Here is a 17883-nt window from a genome sequence, read left to right on the forward strand (position 1 = left end):
CGCTTACGCGCCCGTGTCGTTTGTATCATCGATCCAGAGACTGCCCGTCAGCGGCACTGCCGCAAAACGCTGATTGATGGCGTCAAGCGTCGCCTTGGGATCGAGCGCGCTAAACACGTCCGGATGGATCCATTTGGCCAGAAGCTCGAGGACAACAATGTTGTATGGCGTATTGATCAAGTGGTGATAAAGACCATAGACACGGTGATGCTTGACTGCCGCCAACTGAGCGATCGCCTCTCGGCTGGTCACGCGCTTGAGCGAGGCGCGCGCTTTCTCAACCGGCTCGAACGGACCAAGCACCATGCCGGGCGTACCTTCTAAATAGGAGCCGCCGGTGGCGATATAGATGTCGGGCTGGCTTGTGAGAATATACTCAGGCGTCAGCAGGCCACTTTTGCCCTTGAGGGTCCGCCCTCCCAGGTTCTCGCCACCCACCAGGTCAATAAACCCTTGAAAGCTGCCATCGCCCGGTGAGTAACAGCAGGCATGCATGCCCGCGGCGTGAGCCTCTAAAAAGACCAGCGGCTTAGGGGTGGATGAATCGATGCCTTCCGCAAGTGTCGCGACCTCCTGTCGCTTGGCGCGGTAGAACGTGGCAAACCGCTCATAGGCGGCGTCACGACCGATCAGCTTGGCCATGATCTGAAGGCTCTTGAGCGTATCGTGGGCTGGATCGGTCGCAAAATCCACGTAGACCAGCTTGATGCCGGCGGCCTCGAGCTGGCGCTCGAGCAAGGTGTTTTCCGACGGCGGCGTCTGAGAGCGGCTCAAAATGACCACGTCCGGGCGCAGGGAGATGATCTTTTCAACAGAAAGATCTGACGCGCCCTGCCCACTGCCTACGGTCGGAATCGTGTCGAGCTTGGGCAACGCCTCGGTGAATCGTCGGTAGATATTCTTGTAGCGCTTGAAATCACTGCCCCAGCCTACCAGCACATCGCTTGGGTGCGGTGTAAGTAGCGACAGCGCAATGACGTTGCGCCCTTCGCCGAGAATCACCCGCTTGGCCGGCGCCTCAAGCGATACATGGCGCCCAGTCACGTCGGTCACATCCAACGCCCATACCTTTAAAGGCATCAGCAGTCCCAAAAAAACGGCCATGCACAGGCCAAAGCAATACCTCATGATCATGTATGTCCTGAACGTTTTGTGGCGTTAGCCGGCATCCGGCGACAAGATGAAGTGCAAGGCGCGATTCAACGCAACAAGCAGCACGGTACGGTGATACTCCTGCGGAAAGACGATCGCGGTCGCACTGAGACGTTTAGTATTAAGCATGTTGAGGCGCTGAGCGAGCGCTTTGGCGTTGTTGGTCATCTGATGTTCGCGTCGGCGGGCGGCCACTTCACTGGCGTTGGCCTCCTTGCGCTCCGACGGGGACAGCGCCTGCTCGTACTCACCCACGGTGAGCAGTACCCGCACCGGGTTGGACGTATCGATCGCCTTGGGGGTAAACGCCTGCTCGAGCTGTTCCATGACGCCATTGCCCCACCAGAGCGACGGGCTCGCGGCGATGTACTGCTGAAAGGCATCGGGGTGACGAAACAGGGTGGTCAGCGCGAACAGTGCCCCGTAGGAGTGTCCGAACAGCGCCTGACGCTGGGTATTGATCGGATAACGGGACTCGATGGCAGGCTTCAAGGTCTGCTCGATGAAGCGATAAAACCGCTCGGCACCCCCGTAGGCCACCGGTTGCCCCTCACGCGTCACCGAGGTGCGCTCGCCCGGAGCGGGCATGGGCGTGTAATCGTGCGCCCGACGCACCATATCGAAGGGGTCGGCGTGCGGATACCCGATGCCGACGATGACCGCTGCGGGCAGCCCTCCGTGGGCCGCGGCCTGCTGTAGCCGAAACGCCTCGATAGCGATCGGAAAGGTCGCGTTGCCATCAAGCAGATAAATGACCGGAAAACCGCCGGAAGGTGCCTTTACATCCGGTACGTACGTCATGATCGAATACGCTTGATCGGATGCGTTGTGAAGGGTAAACGTCGTGGTGTCCGGTATCGACATGGCCGACGAGGAATTCGCACTGGACGCCGCCTGCGCCTGAGTGGCGCCGACACTGACAGCCCCTGACAGGAGCGATATGACCAACACACAGACTCTGTACGATTTTTTCTTAAATATGTAATCGATTATCGTTTTCATCAACATCGTACTCTTATGCTACTCCAATGCCGTGGTTATGCATTTTCTCTTTTTAATAATGCATGACTGTACATGGCCCTATTCATGCACTACTAAAAGTAACACTGTTCGACACATAAAAGTGTGCTGAAACCGGTAACCCACAATATTTCGTCACATTAAATTACAGGTTACAACGATGTGACCATTACCTTTAGGGAGACCCCATGCGTATATACCGTAACGCCTGCAGCGTCATTGCGCTATGCCTGCTTCCCCTGCCCGCGCTGGCAGTCGATGCCCCCCAGCCAACCGGCATCGATGTCAGCGCCAGTGCATCTGTTAACACCGCGCCGGACAAGGCAACGCTTCAGGCAGAGCTTCAGGAGACAACGCCTTATGCCACATCAGACACTCCGACAGAGCAGGCGTTCCAATCGGCGCGCAAGCGGCTGACCGAGCGCTCGGATCGTTTGATGAAGCAGTTAAACGCATTCGGGCTTGATAGCAAGGCGCTGTCGGCCGGTACGCTCACGATTCACCAGCAGCAGCAAAGCCGAGGCAACGACGAAACGCCCCAGAGCCGGATGGTACTGTCTCGGCCGATTGGCATCGAGCTCGACCAGCTGGATCACCTTTCGAAGGTTGTCAGCCTGCTCCTCGATGCCAAGGTAGACCGGCTAAGCCCACCAACGTTTGACAGCAGCCAGCGTGAGACGCTCGAGCTCGAGGCCCTGTCCAAGGCGGTCGAACGGGCGCGCCAGAAAGCCTCGGCCATCGCCAAGTCAGGCAAGCTCAAGCTTGGCGCGTTGACCTACGTCGATGCCCAGACACCTTCGGCGGGCCCCATACGAAGCTACATGAGCGAAGTCCGCATGGCCAAGGCAAGTGATTTGGACCTTTCCCCGGGGTCGATCGAGATCAACACACAGGTCTCGACCCGCTGGGCCATCAGCGGTCAATGACTGTAATGGTGCGAGCAAAAAAAGCCCCGATCCCGGGGCTTTTTTCATTTACGAGCACTGTTTTGCAGACGTTCGTTTTCAGACACCGCATCACTTACGCACGTCTGGCTCGCGTCATCAACTCGCCCAACGCAGCGACCCCCAACACGGCCGCGACCACGTAGTACCACTGCTCGGCAAGATTGAAGTCAAGCCAGCCGAGGGCGTCCAGAAAGACCAGCGTAATGCCGACCGGCACGATCGCCCGCAAGGCAAACTGCCATAGAACCCAGCCCAGTCCGGAAAGGTTGACCTCTTCCTTGATCACCGAGCGCTTGAAAACGTAGCCGGCCATCAGCGCTGTCAGCAGGCCGCCCAGTGGCATCAGCCAGCGAGACGTCAGGAAATCCAGCCAATCGAACACGGTCTTGCCTGCAAGCGTCCACCCGGCGCCAAGGTTGAACGACAACATGGCAAAGAAGCTGATGACCCACAAAACCACCCCGACCCACGCGCACAGTACCGAACGCCTGGCGCCGGTATGGCGCTCGAGAAAGGCAACCGTTGCCTCGATCATCGAAATCGAGGACGTCAGCGCCGCAAGCGACAGCATCACGAAAAAGACCAGCGCGATGACACCACCAAAGGGCATTTGATCGAACGCCAACGGCAGGCTCATGAAGATAAGGCCAGGGCCGGAGGAAGGATCCATGTTGTTGGCGAAGATCACCGGGAAGATCGCAAGCCCGGCCATCATCGCGATGATGGTGTCACAGGCCGCCACCAGCATGCTGGTTCGCGCAATCGAGCGCTTTGCCGGCAGGTATGAGCCGTAGGTCATGATCGCACCGGCGGCGAGGCTCAAGGTGAAAAAGGCATGGCCAAGTGCTGCAAGCATGGCGCCGGCGGTCAGCTTTTCGGGATCAAAGGCGAACATGAAGCGCACGCCATCGCCGAAGCCGCCGGAAAACATCCCATAGCCGATCATGATGCCCAGCAAAATAACCAGGCCGGGCATCATCCAGTTGACGTTTTTTTCGATACCTTCCTGAACACCCTTGCCAACGATGGCAAGCGTGATGACGATGACCAGCGTACTCCAGCCACCAAGACTCCAGGGGTTGGCGTTTGTCGCACCGAACAGAGCCTCATAGGCCTCCACACTTCCGAGGCCGAAGCCGCCGCTGATTGCCTTCCACACGTAGGACAGCGCCCAGCCGGCCACCACCACATAAAAGCAGAGAATCAGAAATCCGCTGATCATCGACATCCAGCCAACGATCGACCACAGCGAGCTTCGGTTCGATTCGCGGGCAACGGCCTTGACCGCATCCACGGGGCTGCCCCGGCCACGACGACCAAGCGTGATTTCAGCCATCATCAATGGAAGGCCGATCAACAGAATACAGACCAGGTAGACCAGCACGAACGCCGCCCCGCCGTATTCGCCCGTCATGTACGGGAATTTCCAGATATTGCCAAGCCCGACGGCAGAGCCGGTCGCGGCGAGCACAAATCCCCAGCGCCCGACCCACTGGGTCGTTGTGGCCGATTCACTCATGTCTCTTGCTCATGTTGGTAAGGTCATTGATCCAGCGACTGGACGTGTAAGGCGGCGCATTTTATCGCGGCAATGCACCCGGTGCGATACATTGATGCCACGCGTCCACTCTACACGGGTGCCAATGCACGCGATTTATCGGATTCACAGCCACATCGAGAGGTTTCATGAGTCGTCAATTCGCTATCATCGGACTCGGGTACTTCGGTTCCACCGTCGCACTCGAACTTCATCGTCAAAACCATGAAGTGCTGGGTGTCGACCGTGATGAAAAACGGGTCAACAAGATTGCCGAGCACATCACCCGCGCGGTCATCGCCGACCCAACCGATGAAACGGCGCTGGGCGAACTCAATCTCAGCGAATTCAGCGCTGTCCTGGTCGACGTCGACGACAGTATCGAGGCAAGCGTCATGACGACCCTCCATCTGAAGGAGCTCAAGGTCAAGGAACTGTGGGTCAAGGCACTCAATGACGACCACCATAAACTTCTGAGCTACATTGGCGCCGACCGCATCGTCCACCCCGAATACGATCTCGGTATTCGCGTTGCCGAGAGCTTGAGCTATCACGCCGTGGTCAATTTCATCCGCCTGGGCGACCAACAGTACGTGGTCGAGGTCGAATTGACCGAACGACTCGTCAAACGGTGCAAAACCATCGGCGAGCTTGGTTTCAGTGATAAGCAGGCAACCGTGGTTGCCATCAAGCAAGGCGCCCAACTCGATTGCACCCCGAGCACATCGACCGCTCTGCAGGCAGGCGATCACCTGGTCCTGATCGGTGATCTGGACGTACTGCGTCACTTCGGCGACAAGCTCTGACCGACACAAGCATCCGATCATAAACACTGGCTTCAGGCGCCTACATCATGACTCGATTGTCTCGCCCACACCGACCGTTTCGGCGCCTGCGCCGCCGTGCGGTCAAGCTCAATCCGCCGATTGTGCTGTTAAGCGGCTTTGTACTGCTGGCGTTGATCGGCGCTGCCCTCCTGAAACTGCCCATCAGTACAACGGTGCCCTTGACCTGGATGGAGGCGCTCTTCACCGCAACATCGGCCGTTACCGTCACCGGGCTTGGCGTCATCGATGTCGGCCAGGACATGACGCTCTGGGGGCAGCTGATTCTCTTGACCCTGATTCAGCTCGGCGGCATCGGATTCATGACCTTTGCCGCACTGACGCTTGTAATGCTCGGCGGCAAGATGCCGCTTCAACACCAGAATATCGTTCGAGAAGCGCTCAACCAGTCCTCGTTCAATGACCTGTTTCATCTGGTTCGTCTGGTGGTCGGGTTTGCGCTGTTCATCGAACTTGTCACTGCCGCCATTCTTGCAACCGCCTGGGTGCCGGAATTTGGCTGGTCCTCCGGTCTCTGGCTCAGCCTCTTTCATTCGGTGTCGGCGTTCAACAATGCAGGCTTTGCGCTCTGGGGCGACAGCCTCAGCCAATACGTCAGCTCACCGATTGTCACGCTGAGCATTTCAGGGGCATTTATCATCGGCGGCCTGGGTTTCGCGGTCATTCAGGAAATCATGGGCCATAAAAAGAATACGCCCTGGTCCATGCAGACGCGATTGATCGTCTACACAACGGTCGGACTCAACGTCGTGGCCATGCTCTTGTTTGCGCTGCTTGAGTGGCACAACCCCGCAACGCTTGGTGGGCTCGACAGCACGTTTGATCGAGTACTGGCGGCATGGTTTCAGGCAGTCACCCCCCGAACCGCGGGCTTCAATACGCTCGATACCGCAGGCCTTGGAACACCAAGCGCCCTTTTGACCATGCTTTTGATGTTCATCGGCGGGGGCCCGGGGTCAACCGCCAGTGGCATCAAGCTGACCACGTTTATCGTCTTGCTGTTGACCGCACGCGCCTTTCTTCGCGGCTCGACCGAGCCGGTCATTTTCAGTCGTCGCATCCGTCAGGAAATCGTGTTCAAGGCCGTCGCAGTCGCCTTCAGTGGCGTCATGCTGATCTTTCTGGCCCTTTTCGGACTCAGCATCAGCGAACCCAGACAATCGTTTCTCGACCTGGCGTTCGAAACGGTGTCCGCTTTCGGGACCGTCGGCCTCTCTCGGGGCATCACCAGCGAACTGAGCGGCGAAGGCCAGATAATTTTAATTGTGACCATGTTGCTTGGCCGTGTCGGCACGCTGTCGCTGGGGTATTTTCTCGCCACACGCTCGGTCGGCAACGTGCGCTACGCCGAGGGCCGCATCCAGATTGGCTGATCGAGAGCGCTGGCACGCACCAAGGCTCTCATATACCATTACATAAACTCATGCCTACTAGAACGCATAATCTAATCTAATGCTTGATTACAAACTTCTTGAAGCCCTCAGTGCCGTTATCGACCAGGGCGGGTTCGAACGAGGCGCCAATTACCTGGGTCTTACCCAATCGGCCGTCTCTCAGCGCATCAAGCTTCTGGAAGCGCGCCTGGGCCAACCGGTTCTGGTGCGCTCTCCAACGCTTGGCCCGACCGCGCTTGGCAAGCGGCTCTTGAACCACGCCCAGCAAGTGCGTTTGCTCGAATATGACCTGATCGATATCGTCCCATCGCTTGGCACCGATGAGCAGCGACTTCGCATCGCACTCAACGCCGACAGCCTTGCCACCTGGTGGCCGCTCGCCGTCGGCCCATTCAGCCAGGAACATCGCGTACTTCTTGATCTTGTGGTGCAGGATCAAACCACAGCGCTTCAGCGCATGCGCGATGGCGAAGTCGCAGCCTGTCTGTGTTCGACTCCAAGAGCCGTTCAAGGCGCACGGGTGGTCTCGCTTGGCGGAATGCGGTATATGGCCGTGGCCACGCCCCATTTCATAAAGCGGTATTTTCCGGAAGGGCTGAACGCCGATAGCCTGTCAGAAGCGCCGGGCATCGTGTTCGGCCCGGATGATCGACTCCATCATCGCATGGTGGCGCAGTACCACATCGCTCCGCCGTTTCCACACCACATCTGCCCCTCATCCCAGGGCGTGGTTCAGATGACGGTTGCGGGGCTTGGCTACGCGCTGCTCCCCGAGCATCAGGCTCGGCCGCACCTTGAATCAGGGGCGCTTGCCGAGATTGAAACGCCCTCGCCCGTCATTGTGCCCATGTATTGGCACTATTGGCGACAAGGTGGGCAGCTGCTAAGTTCGTTGACCAGTTATCTGAGCGAGCAGAGCCCGAACTGGTTGCTCAGCGTCGAAGAAACCGAGCGCGGCTCGCCAACGCCGCTGTAACCTTTTTTGATATCAGGGAGTGATGTCCAATGAAGAAATCGACCCTCACGCGTTCGCTCATGGCCGGCGTAATCATCGCCGGTGCCAGTGCATTGAGCGCCTGTGGTCCCGCGACCAGCGTCGTCAAAAGTGCGCCTGCGCAGTATACGGTCGTATCGGTCGATGAAGACCGCGAGGCGGCCATCGAGGGTGCGCGTGAACGTGCGCAGGAGTATTGCCAGGCCCAGGAGGACAAGGACGCCTACACCGTGATTGAACAGCGTGAAGAGCCGCCGCACTCCGGCGATGGCGCAAGCCAAGGGGCACTGCCGGATAACGCCACCATCAGCGAAGATACCGACCTCACTGCCGCCAGCAGTGAAGGTGAAGGCTATAAGGTAACCTGGACCATCCGCTGCTCCTAAAGGCAGCTCGCCTCACGCAAGGGCGCCCGCAGGCGCCCTTTTTTCATGATGTTCGGCGCTTCGATCAAGCGATGATCAGGGAGCGAGCTTGCGTGACACGCTCGAGACCTTGTCGGCAAGACTCTGCGCGCGGTCGGTTCGAGTACCCAGCTTCATTGTGGTGGTAATCCGGGGCGCGCCCGCCTCATGGACCGCCTCATGGCAGCGCTTGACTACCGCCATTACCTCATCCCACTCCCCCTCGATGTTGGTGCCGTACGCGTGCATCTCATGCACAAGCCCGGCCCGCTCGATTTCACGCTGACACAGCGCCACATACTCAGAGACGGATACGCCGACACCCATCGGCACAACGCAGAGATCGATAATCACGTTCATGATGCGCTCCTTACTGGAAAAAGATCGGTTCTGCCCGAAATCAGGCAGCCGATTCATTTCTTTGCTAACGTTTATTGATCATTAAGTGTGGGTTCAGAAACATGCCTGACGCGATAGACACGAAGCCCAGACGGACATGAAACCCAGACGGACATGAAACCCAGAGTAGGTGCTGAACACTAGAACGTGAGCGTAGCCATGACCAGTCAAAGCGTTTATTCCTCATCTCGACCCACTTCATCCCTTCCCGATACGCGCGCCAGAAAGGCCATCGAAGACATGCTTGCCGGCAGCGGTGTCCGGCTCAACGGCGATGCCCCATGGGATATTCAGGTTCATGATGCCCGGCTTTTCTGGCGGGTACTGCGCCACGGCTCCATCGGTCTCGGCGAGGCCTACATGGACGGCTGGTGGGACTGTAAACGCATTGACGACATGATCCGTCGCGTGCTGGAACATGGCCTTGGTCATCGTGCGCACACTGTGCCCGAGCGGTTTCTCTACAAGCTTCAGCACACCCTGACCAACCTGCAAAGCAAGACGCGCGCCTTCATCGTCGGCGAGGCGCATTATGATTTCGGCAACGATCTGTTCGAGCGCATGCTTGATCCGACCATGAGTTATTCATGCGGATACTGGAAAGACGCCATAACCCTCGAGCAGGCCCAGCGGGCCAAGCTCGATCTTGCGGCACGAAAACTCGAACTCGAGCCGGGCATGAAGGTGCTGGATATTGGCTGCGGCTGGGGCAGTTTCGCCGAGCACGCTGCACGTCATTATGGCGTCAAGGTCACCGGCATCACGATCTCGAAAGAGCAGGCGGAACTGGCGCGAAAGCACTGTCGGGATCTCCCGGTCGAGATCCTTTTGAAGGATTATCGCGAGCTCGAAGGCAGGTTTGACCGCATTGTGTCGATCGGCATGTTCGAGCACGTCGGCCAGAAAAACTATCAAGACTACTTTGACGCCGCCACGCACCTTCTAAGCGACCAGGGGCTGTTCGTATTGCACACCATCGGCTCCAACGACTCCCATATCGCCGCAGACCCCTGGATCAACAAGTACATTTTACCCAATGGCATCCTGCCCTCCGCCGCACAGCTTGTGACGACCTCGGAAAACCGGCTGGTCATGGAAGACTGGCAGAATTTCGGACCGGATTACGACCGCACCCTGATGGCTTGGCATGCTAACCTCGATGCGGCTTGGGAGAGTCTTTCGGACACCTACGATGAAAGAATCCGGCGAATGTTCACGTATTATCTCTGCTGCTGCGCTGGCGCCTTTCGAGCACGGGATATCCAACTGTGGCAGGTCGTGTTTTCACGATGTCGCAAGGGCCGTTACGACGCGCCCCGCTAAACCTGCCTACTGGCCGGCATCAGGCGAGACTATCGGTCGTCGAAGTGTCTCCAGGCTCGTCGATGATCGATACGGCGTTGGCGGCGATGCGAGACACCATTGACGTCAACTGTTCGATCTCCTGGTCGTTGAACCCGGCCAGCAGGTGGCGATGGACATCTTGTGCCCGGCCCTGTACCGCTGCCATGGCGCTCTTGCCCGCCTCGGTAAAGCAGATGGTACGGGCTCGCCGGTCATTGTCGCACCGCTCGCGTCGGATCAGCTCCTGCTTTTCCAGACAATCGAGCGTTCGCATCAATGAAGGCAGCTCGATGCCGATGTGCTGAGCAAGACTTGACTGGGTCGTGCCTTCGCCCAACCGAGACAGATGCAACAAGGCGATCCAGCGCGCCTGAGTCAGCCCAAGCGGCTCCATCGCCTTATCGACCGCCGAGCGCCACCCTCGATTCATCAAGGCCAGCTGCATTCCCAGACTCATCTGGTCGAATCCTTCCATATCGATCACGGCAGAGCGCTCCTATCCAGAATCATTACTAGAGCCCCATGATGCTTTGCACGCTCACTTTATGCCAGTAAATACACCGTCCCGCCCGATCGCCGTGAATTTAGCGATCGATAGTGCGAGGGGTAAACCGACACGTTATGATTAATTTTCCGGGGGCAGTGACGCCCTATTTCTGAATACACTGATGAGGCTTTGGCATTCGCATGTTTGAGCAGATAGAACGCGTTCCGGGCGATGCAATTCTTGGGTTGATCGATGCGTTCAAGAAAGACACCAACCCCAACAAGGTGGATCTCGGCGTCGGCGTCTATCGTGATGCCAGCGGCAATACGCCGGTGCTCGAATCGGTCAAGATCGCCGAAGAGCGCCTTTTGAGCAGCGAAACCACCAAAAGCTACATCGGCTCCCACGGCGACCCAGCCTACGGCAGCGCCGTACTCTCGCTGGTGCTTGGCGAGGCCTCGCCGGTGCTTGAGACCAACCGCGCAAGCCTCACTCAGTCACCGGGCGGCACCGGTGCCCTGCGCCTTGCGGCGGATTTCATCAAGGCCAACCTCCCGGGCAAGGCCATCTGGCTAAGTTCCCCGACCTGGCCAAACCACCTCGGCATTTTCGACGCCGCTGGCGTCGAGCGTAAGAGCTATCCCTACGTCAGTGCCGACAACGCGCTTGATTTCGACGGCATGGTCGAGACGTTCGAAACCATTCCGGAAGGTGATGTCGTTTTGCTGCACGCCTGCTGTCATAACCCCTCCGGGTTCGATCTGAGCAAGGCCCAGTGGCAGCAGGTGCTCGAGATCATTACCCGGCGCAAGCTCCTTCCGCTGATCGATTTCGCTTACCAGGGCTTTGGCGATGGCCTCGATGACGACGCCTACGGCGTGCGCCTTCTGGCTGAATCGCTTGATGAAGTGATCATCACAAGCTCATGCTCGAAGAATTTCGGCATCTACCGTGAACGTACCGGCGCACTGATTCTGATCGCAAAGGATCAGGAGCAGATGGAAAACGTACGCTCTCAGGCGGCCATCACCGCACGCGAGAACTACTCGAACCCACCGGCACACGGCGGCGCAATCGTAAGCACCATCCTGAACGACAACGCCCTTCGCATTCAGTGGCTGGGGGAAGTCGACGAAATGCGCCAGCGCATCAACAGCCTGCGTCGCAACTTCGTCAAGGCAATGGCGCCCTACGGACTCGAGGAACGCTTTCGGTTCATCGAGCAGCAGCGCGGCATGTTCTCCTTCACCGGCCTAACGCCTGAACAGGTCGACCGGCTGCGAGACGAGTTCAGCATCTACATGGTGCGCTCAGGACGCGCAAACGTTGCAGGCTTGAGCCATGATGTACTTGATTACGTAGCAAAGGCAATCGCCACCGTCGTAAAATAAGTCACGCGCTCAAAACCGCGCCGCACATCGTGTGCGGCGCGGTTTTCATACGGCTTCTGCGCGTTGAACGCGCTGCTCGAGCCCACGGTAGAACACCCACCCCGCCATTATCCCTGCCAGCACGTTACCAAGCGCTGCGCCAATCGCGATGCCCAGCGTGCCATAAAGCCAGGCCCCAAGGGCGACACACGGCAGATAACAGACAAACAGGCGCGCAAAAGCAATCATCATTGCACGCCTGGGCCATCCAAGCGCGTTGCTTGCCGAGACCACGATCATGCAAATACCAAGTAATGCGTAGCTTGGCAGCATGAACACCATCAGGACGTTCAGCGCCTCACTGACCGCCTCGTCACTGGCCATCCAGTGTGAGAGCCATGGCGACATCACCGCGAGCACCGCGCCGAGTACAAGTTGCCACGCGACAATCACCTTGAAGCTCAAAATCATCAACGCGCGAATCTCGCTCCAGCGGCCAGCCCCATAGCAGCGACCGAGCCAGGGCGGCAGCGACATGGTGAGTGCAAGCACCACAAGAATCGAAAAGCTTTCGAGCCGATTGGCAAGCCCCCAGGCCGCGACCACGGCGTTGCCCTCGGTGGCAACGATCGAGGTGGCCACAAGCGCCGCAAGCGGGGGCATCAACTGACTGATCATCGCGGGCCCGGCAATGCCGGTAAACTCGCGCCAGGAGTGGGCCAGTTCGTCCAGCAGTCCTTCCCACTTGAGCCAGGCGTGCTTGAAAAGGCGCATGAACACGAACAGCGCACCGACTCCAAAGGCGATCAACGTCGCCCAGGCGGCCCCCACCAGACCAAGCTTTGGTATCGGGCCCCAGCCAAAGATCAGGATCGGGTCGACCACCAGGTTGATCAGACTGGTAACCACCATCATCAGCCCCGGAAACCGGGTGCGCCCATGCGCCCGAAACAGGCTGTAGCCCAGATAGAGCATGGCCCCGACCCAGCTGGTCACAAGCCACGGCCCCCAATACGCCTTGATCTCACCCAAAAGTGACGCTTGCGCGCCCATCAGCGAAAAGATGATATCGCTTGTAAGCCAGAGCAGCATCAACACCAGCGCCAGTAAAACGCCTCCCCCGACGATCACGACGCCGCCCAAGCGGCAAGCGCGCGGCTCGTCACCACGTCCAAGGGCACGAGAAATCAAGGCCGCCGCCGCAATACCGATGCCCACCTGAAGGCCAATGACGATGAACGAGACGGGGAAGGTAAAAGATTGAGCGGCAAGGGGCTGGGTGCCGAGCCGGGCAACAAACAGACTGTCGACCAGATTAAACCCCAGAAGCGACATCACGCCGATGGCCATTGGCCAGGTCTGGGCCCAGAGGGTTTTGCCCATGGAGGGGTTGGTTGTTGATGCGCTAGACAAAATCGACTCCTGAATTCACCAAAAATGCCGCTATCGACTCATAGCGGCATTTCATCAGACCCGTAATGGTAGCGCGTTAATTATTACGACATAACCGTTCGACTTAAAGATAATCGACCTGGAGCTGATAGTTGGCATCGGTTGCGTTGTCGTTATCGAAGCTGAGCCCGTGCACCTTGATCAGGTAATCCCCGGCATCAAGTGACTGAGTCAACGCAAAGTTACCCTGGCCATTTGGAGTGGCTGTTGCGACCAGATGGTGCTGTTGATCGTAGACCTTGGCGGAGATGCGGTAGCTTGACTGTGTATCGCCGGCGTAGGGCACGCTTTTGATCGCGATGGCCTGCGGATGACTGACGTGCAGAAGAAACCGGTCAGGGTGGCCCTGGGAGATCAGATGCGTATCACTCCATCCGGCATCAAGTACCTCAACCTTATCGCGCTGATGAAGTGTGCTCGACTGTGTTTGTTGCTTATCGATCACGGTGGAGGCCATCGCCTGGCCCGCTGTGGCCGCGAGGAAAAGGCTTGAAACGATCAATGCATGTACGGTTTTCATATAGTATTCCCCTAATAATTCGAATGACACGAAGCGACGCGGGCCGTTGTTGGCCACATGACCCGTGCTGTACGAATTATGTTAGGGCACTAACAATTTTCAAACCACAGACCCGCCGGCACTATTGATGTGCCTTCAGGGCAACAATCAGGCGTGCTTACCATGGATCGCAGCACACGATTACTGCTGTTTCTGGATGTGGTCGATGCCGGCAGCTTTACCGCTGCGGCCGAACGACGCCACGTCAATCGCTCGGTCATCTCCAAGCAGATTCGCGCGCTCGAACGAGAGCTCGAGGTGCAGCTTTTCAACCGCTCGACACGAAGCGTCGCGTTGACCGGCATCGGGCGCGAGATCTATCAGAGCGCGCTCAAGCTTCGAGAAGCGCTTGATGAAACCGGTGATGTAGTCAGAGCCCATCAGGAAGAACCCAGAGGCACCCTTCGCATTACATGCCCGGTACATTTCGGGCGACTCCATGTCACTCGGGGTCTGCGCCTATATCTAAAACGCTACCCGGACATGCACGTAGACCTTCAACTCGATGACACGCCGGTCAACCTGATTGGCGGCAGATTCGATATTGGCATTCGCATTGCTCAGCTCGATGACTCGAACCTGGTTGCCCGCCCCCTGGCGCGCCATAGGCGCATTCTCTGCGCAAGCCCTGCCTTTATCGCCCGTCATGGCGCACCGGCTACGCTTGATGAATTGATTGCCCTGCCTGCAGCGATCTATTCACGCGACGGTTTTGAGCTCGACCGGCTTCATTACATCGACCAAACCGATGGACTGGAACGTCGGGTACGTCTTCGTCCCAGAATCAAGGCCAATGATCCCGAAGTCTTGAAGCAGGCGGTGCTTGCAGGCGTAGGCTACTCGATGGCCTCGCTGTTTCACGTCAGTGAAGAGTTGGCGGACGGCCGACTGGTGGTGCTCCTGCCGTCGCTCGCGCTCGCTGATGCGCCCGCCATTCAGATGGTCTATCCACACAGGCGCTATCTGCCGCAGAAAACGCGGCGTTTCATTGAATGCATGCAGGAAACGGTCGGTGATCCGCCGTTTTGGGAAACCTGGAGGACAGGCGCGCCTGAATAAGCGCGCCTGAGTCCGACATAAAGTCAAACTAAAGCCAGGGTTAGAGCCGGTCGAGCCCACATGCGAGGTCAGCCTGAATGTCTTCAAGCGCCTCGATACCGACCGAAATTCGGATAAGGCCCGGCGTAATGCCCGCACTGGCAAGCTCGTCCTGAGACAGCCGCCCGTGCGTGGTGGTGGCAGGATGAGTGATCGTGGTCTTGGTGTCACCCAGATTGCCAGTGATCGACAGCATCTTTGTGGCATCGATGACCGCCCACGCCCCTTCCTGACCGTTTTTGACCTCAACGCCAAGCACCGCTCCGAACCCGGACTGCTGCTGCGCTGCAAGGTCGTGCTGCGGATGGTGTGAAAGCCCTGAATAATGCACGCGCTCCACCGCCGGATGCGCCTCGAGCCAGGTTGCAAGCCCCATCGCGTTTTCACAGTGCGCCTTCATGCGAAGCGAGAGCGTTTCGAGCCCCTTCAGGAAGATCCAGGCGTTGAACGGGCTCATGCACGGGCCGCAGGTGCGGTTCACGCGATAGATTTCTTCAAGAGTTGCATGATCACCGACCACCGCGCCCCCCACAGCCCGACCCTGGCCATCCAGGAACTTGGTTGCCGAGTGCACGACGAGATCCGCGCCAAGCGCCAGCGGCTTTTGAAGTGCCGGCGTGCAAAAGCAGTTATCGATCACAAGCTTGATGTCATGCTCATGTGCGATGTCGGCAAGCGCCGGGATGTCTACCAGTTCCTGCAGCGGGTTCGACGGCGTTTCGGCAAAGAACAGCTTGGTGCGCGGCGACACGGCCGCCCTCCAGGCCTCAAGGTCTGAAAGCGGCACATAGTGGGTGGTGATACCGAACTTCGCCAGAAAGTTGTTGAACTGACGAATCGAGGTGCCAAACAGCGACCGGGAGGCAACGATTTCATCGCCAGCTTCCAAAAGCCCCAGTGACAACGACAGGATCGCCGCCATGCCGGAACTGGTGGCAACCGCACGGTCTCCGCCTTCAAGAGCCGCCAGGCGCCGTTCGAAGGTCTGAACGGTCGGGTTTGAAAACCGGGAATAGACATTGCCCGGTTCCTCTCCCGAGAACTTGCGCGCGGCTTCAGCGGCGCTTTCGTAGACGAAGCTCGAGGTCGTGAAAATCGCCTCGCTGTGCTCCTGTTCCTGCGTACGCTCATGGCCGCCGCGCACCGCCATGGTCTCGAGCCGCCACTGATGCGTTTCGTCATTCATAGATGCTGCCTCCCCGAATCAGGCACGTCGGTTACGCGCACTTCTTGGCAAGTACGCTTTATAAAAGATAGTGATGCGAAGGCCCCGTAAAACAGCCCTTGATAAACAAAGGCCGGCGCAGAAGGCGCCGGCCGGAATCGATCACTCGATCTCTTCAATGTCGTTATGAAGCTCGACCACCGCCGAGCTTCCGGCACCGGCCTGCTTGGCGGCGTCGTTGCGGCTGGCCTCGAGCCGGGCCAGATAGTCCCCATCGATATCGCCGGTCACGTAGTTGCCGTCGAACACCGAGCAGTCGAAGGCCTCGAGCTCGGGATTGATCTCGCGGCAGGCGTCTTTCAGATCCTCGAGGTCCTGATAGATCAGGCGGTCGGCGCCAATCAATTCACAGACGTCCTGATCGCTTCGGCCATGGCCGATAAGCTCCATCGCCACCGGCATGTCGATGCCATAGACGTTGGGATAGCGCACCGCAGGCGCGGCGGAAGCAAAGTAGACGTTCTTCGCCCCGGCTTCCCGCGCCATCTGAATGATTTCCTCACACGTCGTGCCGCGCACGATGGAATCATCGACCAAAAGCACGTTCTTGCCGTCGAACTCGATGTCCATCGCATTGAGTTTCTGGCGAACGGATTTCTTGCGCTGGGTCTGTCCGGGCATGATGAAGGTGCGGCCGATATAGCGGTTCTTAGTGAAGCCTTCGCGGTACTTGACCCCCAAGTACTGCGCAAGCTCGAGCGCCGCGGTCCGGCTGGTGTCCGGAATCGGGATAACAACATCAATGCCATGCTCGCCCCACTCACGCTCGATCTTGCGGCCGAGCTTTTCGCCCATGCGCATGCGCGTCCAGTACACGTTGGCACCGTCCATGATGGAATCCGGCCGGGCAAGATAGACGTATTCGAAAATACACGGGCGAAGACGGGCGTGGTCGGAACAGACCTGACTGTGGAAGTTGCGGTCATTATCGATAAATACCGCCTCGCCCGGCGCCAGATCACGAATCAGCTCGAAGCCAGCCACATCAAGCGCCACCGACTCGGAGGCGATCATGTATTCATCCGGGCCGTTGTTGCAGCTGCGGCGACCGACCACGACCGGGCGAATGCCATTGACGTCACGAAACGCGACAAGCCCCAGGTCATTGATGATGGCGGTGGCGGCGTAACCGCCCCGGCACCGACGGTGGACCCGACGCACGGCGTCGAAAATGTCCGCTGCCTGTAGCCGATGCCCCTGCTTTCCGAGCTCGTGGGCGAAAACGTTCAACAGCACTTCGGAATCGGAACGGGTGTTGATGTGGCGAAGGTCGGTCGTGAACAACTCCTTGACCAATTGGTCGGAGTTGGTGAGGTTGCCGTTATGGACAAGCGCAATCCCGTAGGGGGAATTGACGTAGAACGGCTGGGACTCCGCCTCGGACGACGACCCTGCGGTTGGGTAGCGCACATGGCCGATGCCGAGATTGCCCTGCAATCGCTTCATGTGGCGGGTATGGAACACATCGCGAACCAGGCCGTTGCTCTTTCTCAAGAAGAAACGGCCCTCATGCCAGGTCATCATCCCGGCGGCATCCTGGCCGCGATGCTGCTGCACCGTCAGCGCATCATAGAGCGCTTGATTGACCATGGAGTTGGCCATAAGGCCGACGATACCGCACATCAGAATATCCTCACTATAAAGTCATCGGCCACG

17 protein-coding genes are annotated in these 17883 nt (G+C 58.3%); 8 read left to right on the top strand and 9 right to left on the bottom strand.

What is annotated here, in order from left to right; translation table 11 throughout:
* Positions 1–3 precede the first annotated feature (3 nt).
* Together NAT23_RS02700 and NAT23_RS02705 are read right to left on the bottom strand one after the other, a co-directional pair.
* Entirely contained in the window at positions 4–1080 is a 1077-nt protein-coding gene (locus tag NAT23_RS02700) for an ABC transporter substrate-binding protein (RefSeq protein ID WP_251925258.1), read from the bottom strand.
* A gap of 78 nt (positions 1081–1158) precedes the next feature.
* Positions 1159–2100, bottom strand: a complete 942-nt coding sequence (locus NAT23_RS02705) for an alpha/beta hydrolase (protein ID WP_251925261.1) — start codon at positions 2098–2100, stop codon at positions 1159–1161.
* Positions 2101–2360: 260 nt separating this feature from the next.
* Here NAT23_RS02705 and NAT23_RS02710 point away from each other — a divergent pair, with 260 nt between their 5' ends.
* On the top strand, positions 2361–3098 hold the full coding sequence (locus NAT23_RS02710) for an SIMPL domain-containing protein (protein ID WP_251925263.1): 738 nt from the start codon (positions 2361–2363) through the stop codon (positions 3096–3098).
* Between the two features lie 94 nt (positions 3099–3192).
* Here NAT23_RS02710 and NAT23_RS02715 read toward each other — a convergent pair whose 3' ends face one another.
* Positions 3193–4638: a sodium-dependent transporter gene (locus NAT23_RS02715; protein WP_251925265.1), complete on the bottom strand. Its 1446-nt coding sequence runs from the start codon at positions 4636–4638 to the stop codon at positions 3193–3195.
* Between the two features lie 167 nt (positions 4639–4805).
* On the opposite strand from NAT23_RS02715, the gene NAT23_RS02720 reads away from it, so the two are divergent.
* The 4 genes from NAT23_RS02720 to NAT23_RS02735 all read left to right on the top strand — a co-directional run bounded on the left by NAT23_RS02720 (position 4806) and on the right by NAT23_RS02735 (position 8275).
* A complete protein-coding gene (locus NAT23_RS02720; RefSeq protein ID WP_251925266.1) occupies positions 4806–5462 on the top strand; it encodes a potassium channel family protein in 657 nt (218 codons plus the stop codon).
* A 47-nt stretch (positions 5463–5509) separates the two neighbouring features.
* Positions 5510–6874, top strand: a complete 1365-nt coding sequence (locus NAT23_RS02725) for a TrkH family potassium uptake protein (protein ID WP_251925268.1) — start codon at positions 5510–5512, stop codon at positions 6872–6874.
* Positions 6875–6953: 79 nt separating this feature from the next.
* Complete coding sequence (locus NAT23_RS02730; protein WP_251925270.1) at positions 6954–7871, top strand: LysR family transcriptional regulator ArgP; 918 nt, start codon at positions 6954–6956, stop codon at positions 7869–7871.
* 29 nt (positions 7872–7900) lie between these two features.
* A complete protein-coding gene (locus NAT23_RS02735) occupies positions 7901–8275 on the top strand; it encodes a hypothetical protein (RefSeq protein WP_251925272.1) in 375 nt (124 codons plus the stop codon).
* Positions 8276–8350: 75 nt separating this feature from the next.
* On the opposite strand, the gene NAT23_RS02740 is transcribed toward NAT23_RS02735, so the two are convergent.
* Complete coding sequence (locus NAT23_RS02740) at positions 8351–8653, bottom strand: MTH1187 family thiamine-binding protein (protein WP_251925274.1); 303 nt, start codon at positions 8651–8653, stop codon at positions 8351–8353.
* Positions 8654–8851: 198 nt separating this feature from the next.
* On the opposite strand from NAT23_RS02740, the gene cfa reads away from it, so the two are divergent.
* On the top strand, positions 8852–10015 hold the full coding sequence (cfa, locus tag NAT23_RS02745; protein WP_251925276.1) for a cyclopropane fatty acyl phospholipid synthase: 1164 nt from the start codon (positions 8852–8854) through the stop codon (positions 10013–10015).
* Between the two features lie 19 nt (positions 10016–10034).
* Here cfa and slyA read toward each other — a convergent pair whose 3' ends face one another.
* The gene (gene slyA, locus NAT23_RS02750; protein ID WP_251926203.1) at positions 10035–10511 is read right to left on the bottom strand and encodes a transcriptional regulator SlyA; all 477 of its coding nucleotides are present in this window, start codon (positions 10509–10511) and stop codon (positions 10035–10037) included.
* Positions 10512–10723: 212 nt separating this feature from the next.
* Here slyA and NAT23_RS02755 point away from each other — a divergent pair, with 212 nt between their 5' ends.
* Positions 10724–11914, top strand: coding sequence for an amino acid aminotransferase (locus NAT23_RS02755; RefSeq protein ID WP_251925279.1), 1191 nt, complete (start codon positions 10724–10726; stop codon positions 11912–11914).
* Between the two features lie 45 nt (positions 11915–11959).
* On the opposite strand, the gene NAT23_RS02760 is transcribed toward NAT23_RS02755, so the two are convergent.
* Both NAT23_RS02760 and NAT23_RS02765 read right to left on the bottom strand, forming a co-directional pair.
* The gene (locus tag NAT23_RS02760) at positions 11960–13306 is read right to left on the bottom strand and encodes an MATE family efflux transporter (protein ID WP_433962187.1); all 1347 of its coding nucleotides are present in this window, start codon (positions 13304–13306) and stop codon (positions 11960–11962) included.
* Between the two features lie 103 nt (positions 13307–13409).
* Entirely contained in the window at positions 13410–13865 is a 456-nt protein-coding gene (locus NAT23_RS02765) for a hypothetical protein (RefSeq protein WP_251925281.1), read from the bottom strand.
* Between the two features lie 162 nt (positions 13866–14027).
* Here NAT23_RS02765 and NAT23_RS02770 point away from each other — a divergent pair, with 162 nt between their 5' ends.
* On the top strand, positions 14028–14963 hold the full coding sequence (locus tag NAT23_RS02770) for a LysR family transcriptional regulator (RefSeq protein WP_251925284.1): 936 nt from the start codon (positions 14028–14030) through the stop codon (positions 14961–14963).
* Between the two features lie 40 nt (positions 14964–15003).
* On the opposite strand, the gene NAT23_RS02775 is transcribed toward NAT23_RS02770, so the two are convergent.
* Together NAT23_RS02775 and purF are read right to left on the bottom strand one after the other, a co-directional pair.
* The gene (locus NAT23_RS02775) at positions 15004–16188 is read right to left on the bottom strand and encodes an O-succinylhomoserine sulfhydrylase (protein ID WP_251925286.1); all 1185 of its coding nucleotides are present in this window, start codon (positions 16186–16188) and stop codon (positions 15004–15006) included.
* Between the two features lie 141 nt (positions 16189–16329).
* Complete coding sequence (gene purF, locus NAT23_RS02780) at positions 16330–17850, bottom strand: amidophosphoribosyltransferase (RefSeq protein ID WP_251925288.1); 1521 nt, start codon at positions 17848–17850, stop codon at positions 16330–16332.
* Positions 17851–17883: the final 33 nt, after the last annotated feature.

Origin of the sequence: Larsenimonas salina, assembly GCF_023736155.1 — a bacterium.
Classification (GTDB): domain Bacteria; phylum Pseudomonadota; class Gammaproteobacteria; order Pseudomonadales; family Halomonadaceae; genus Larsenimonas; species Larsenimonas salina.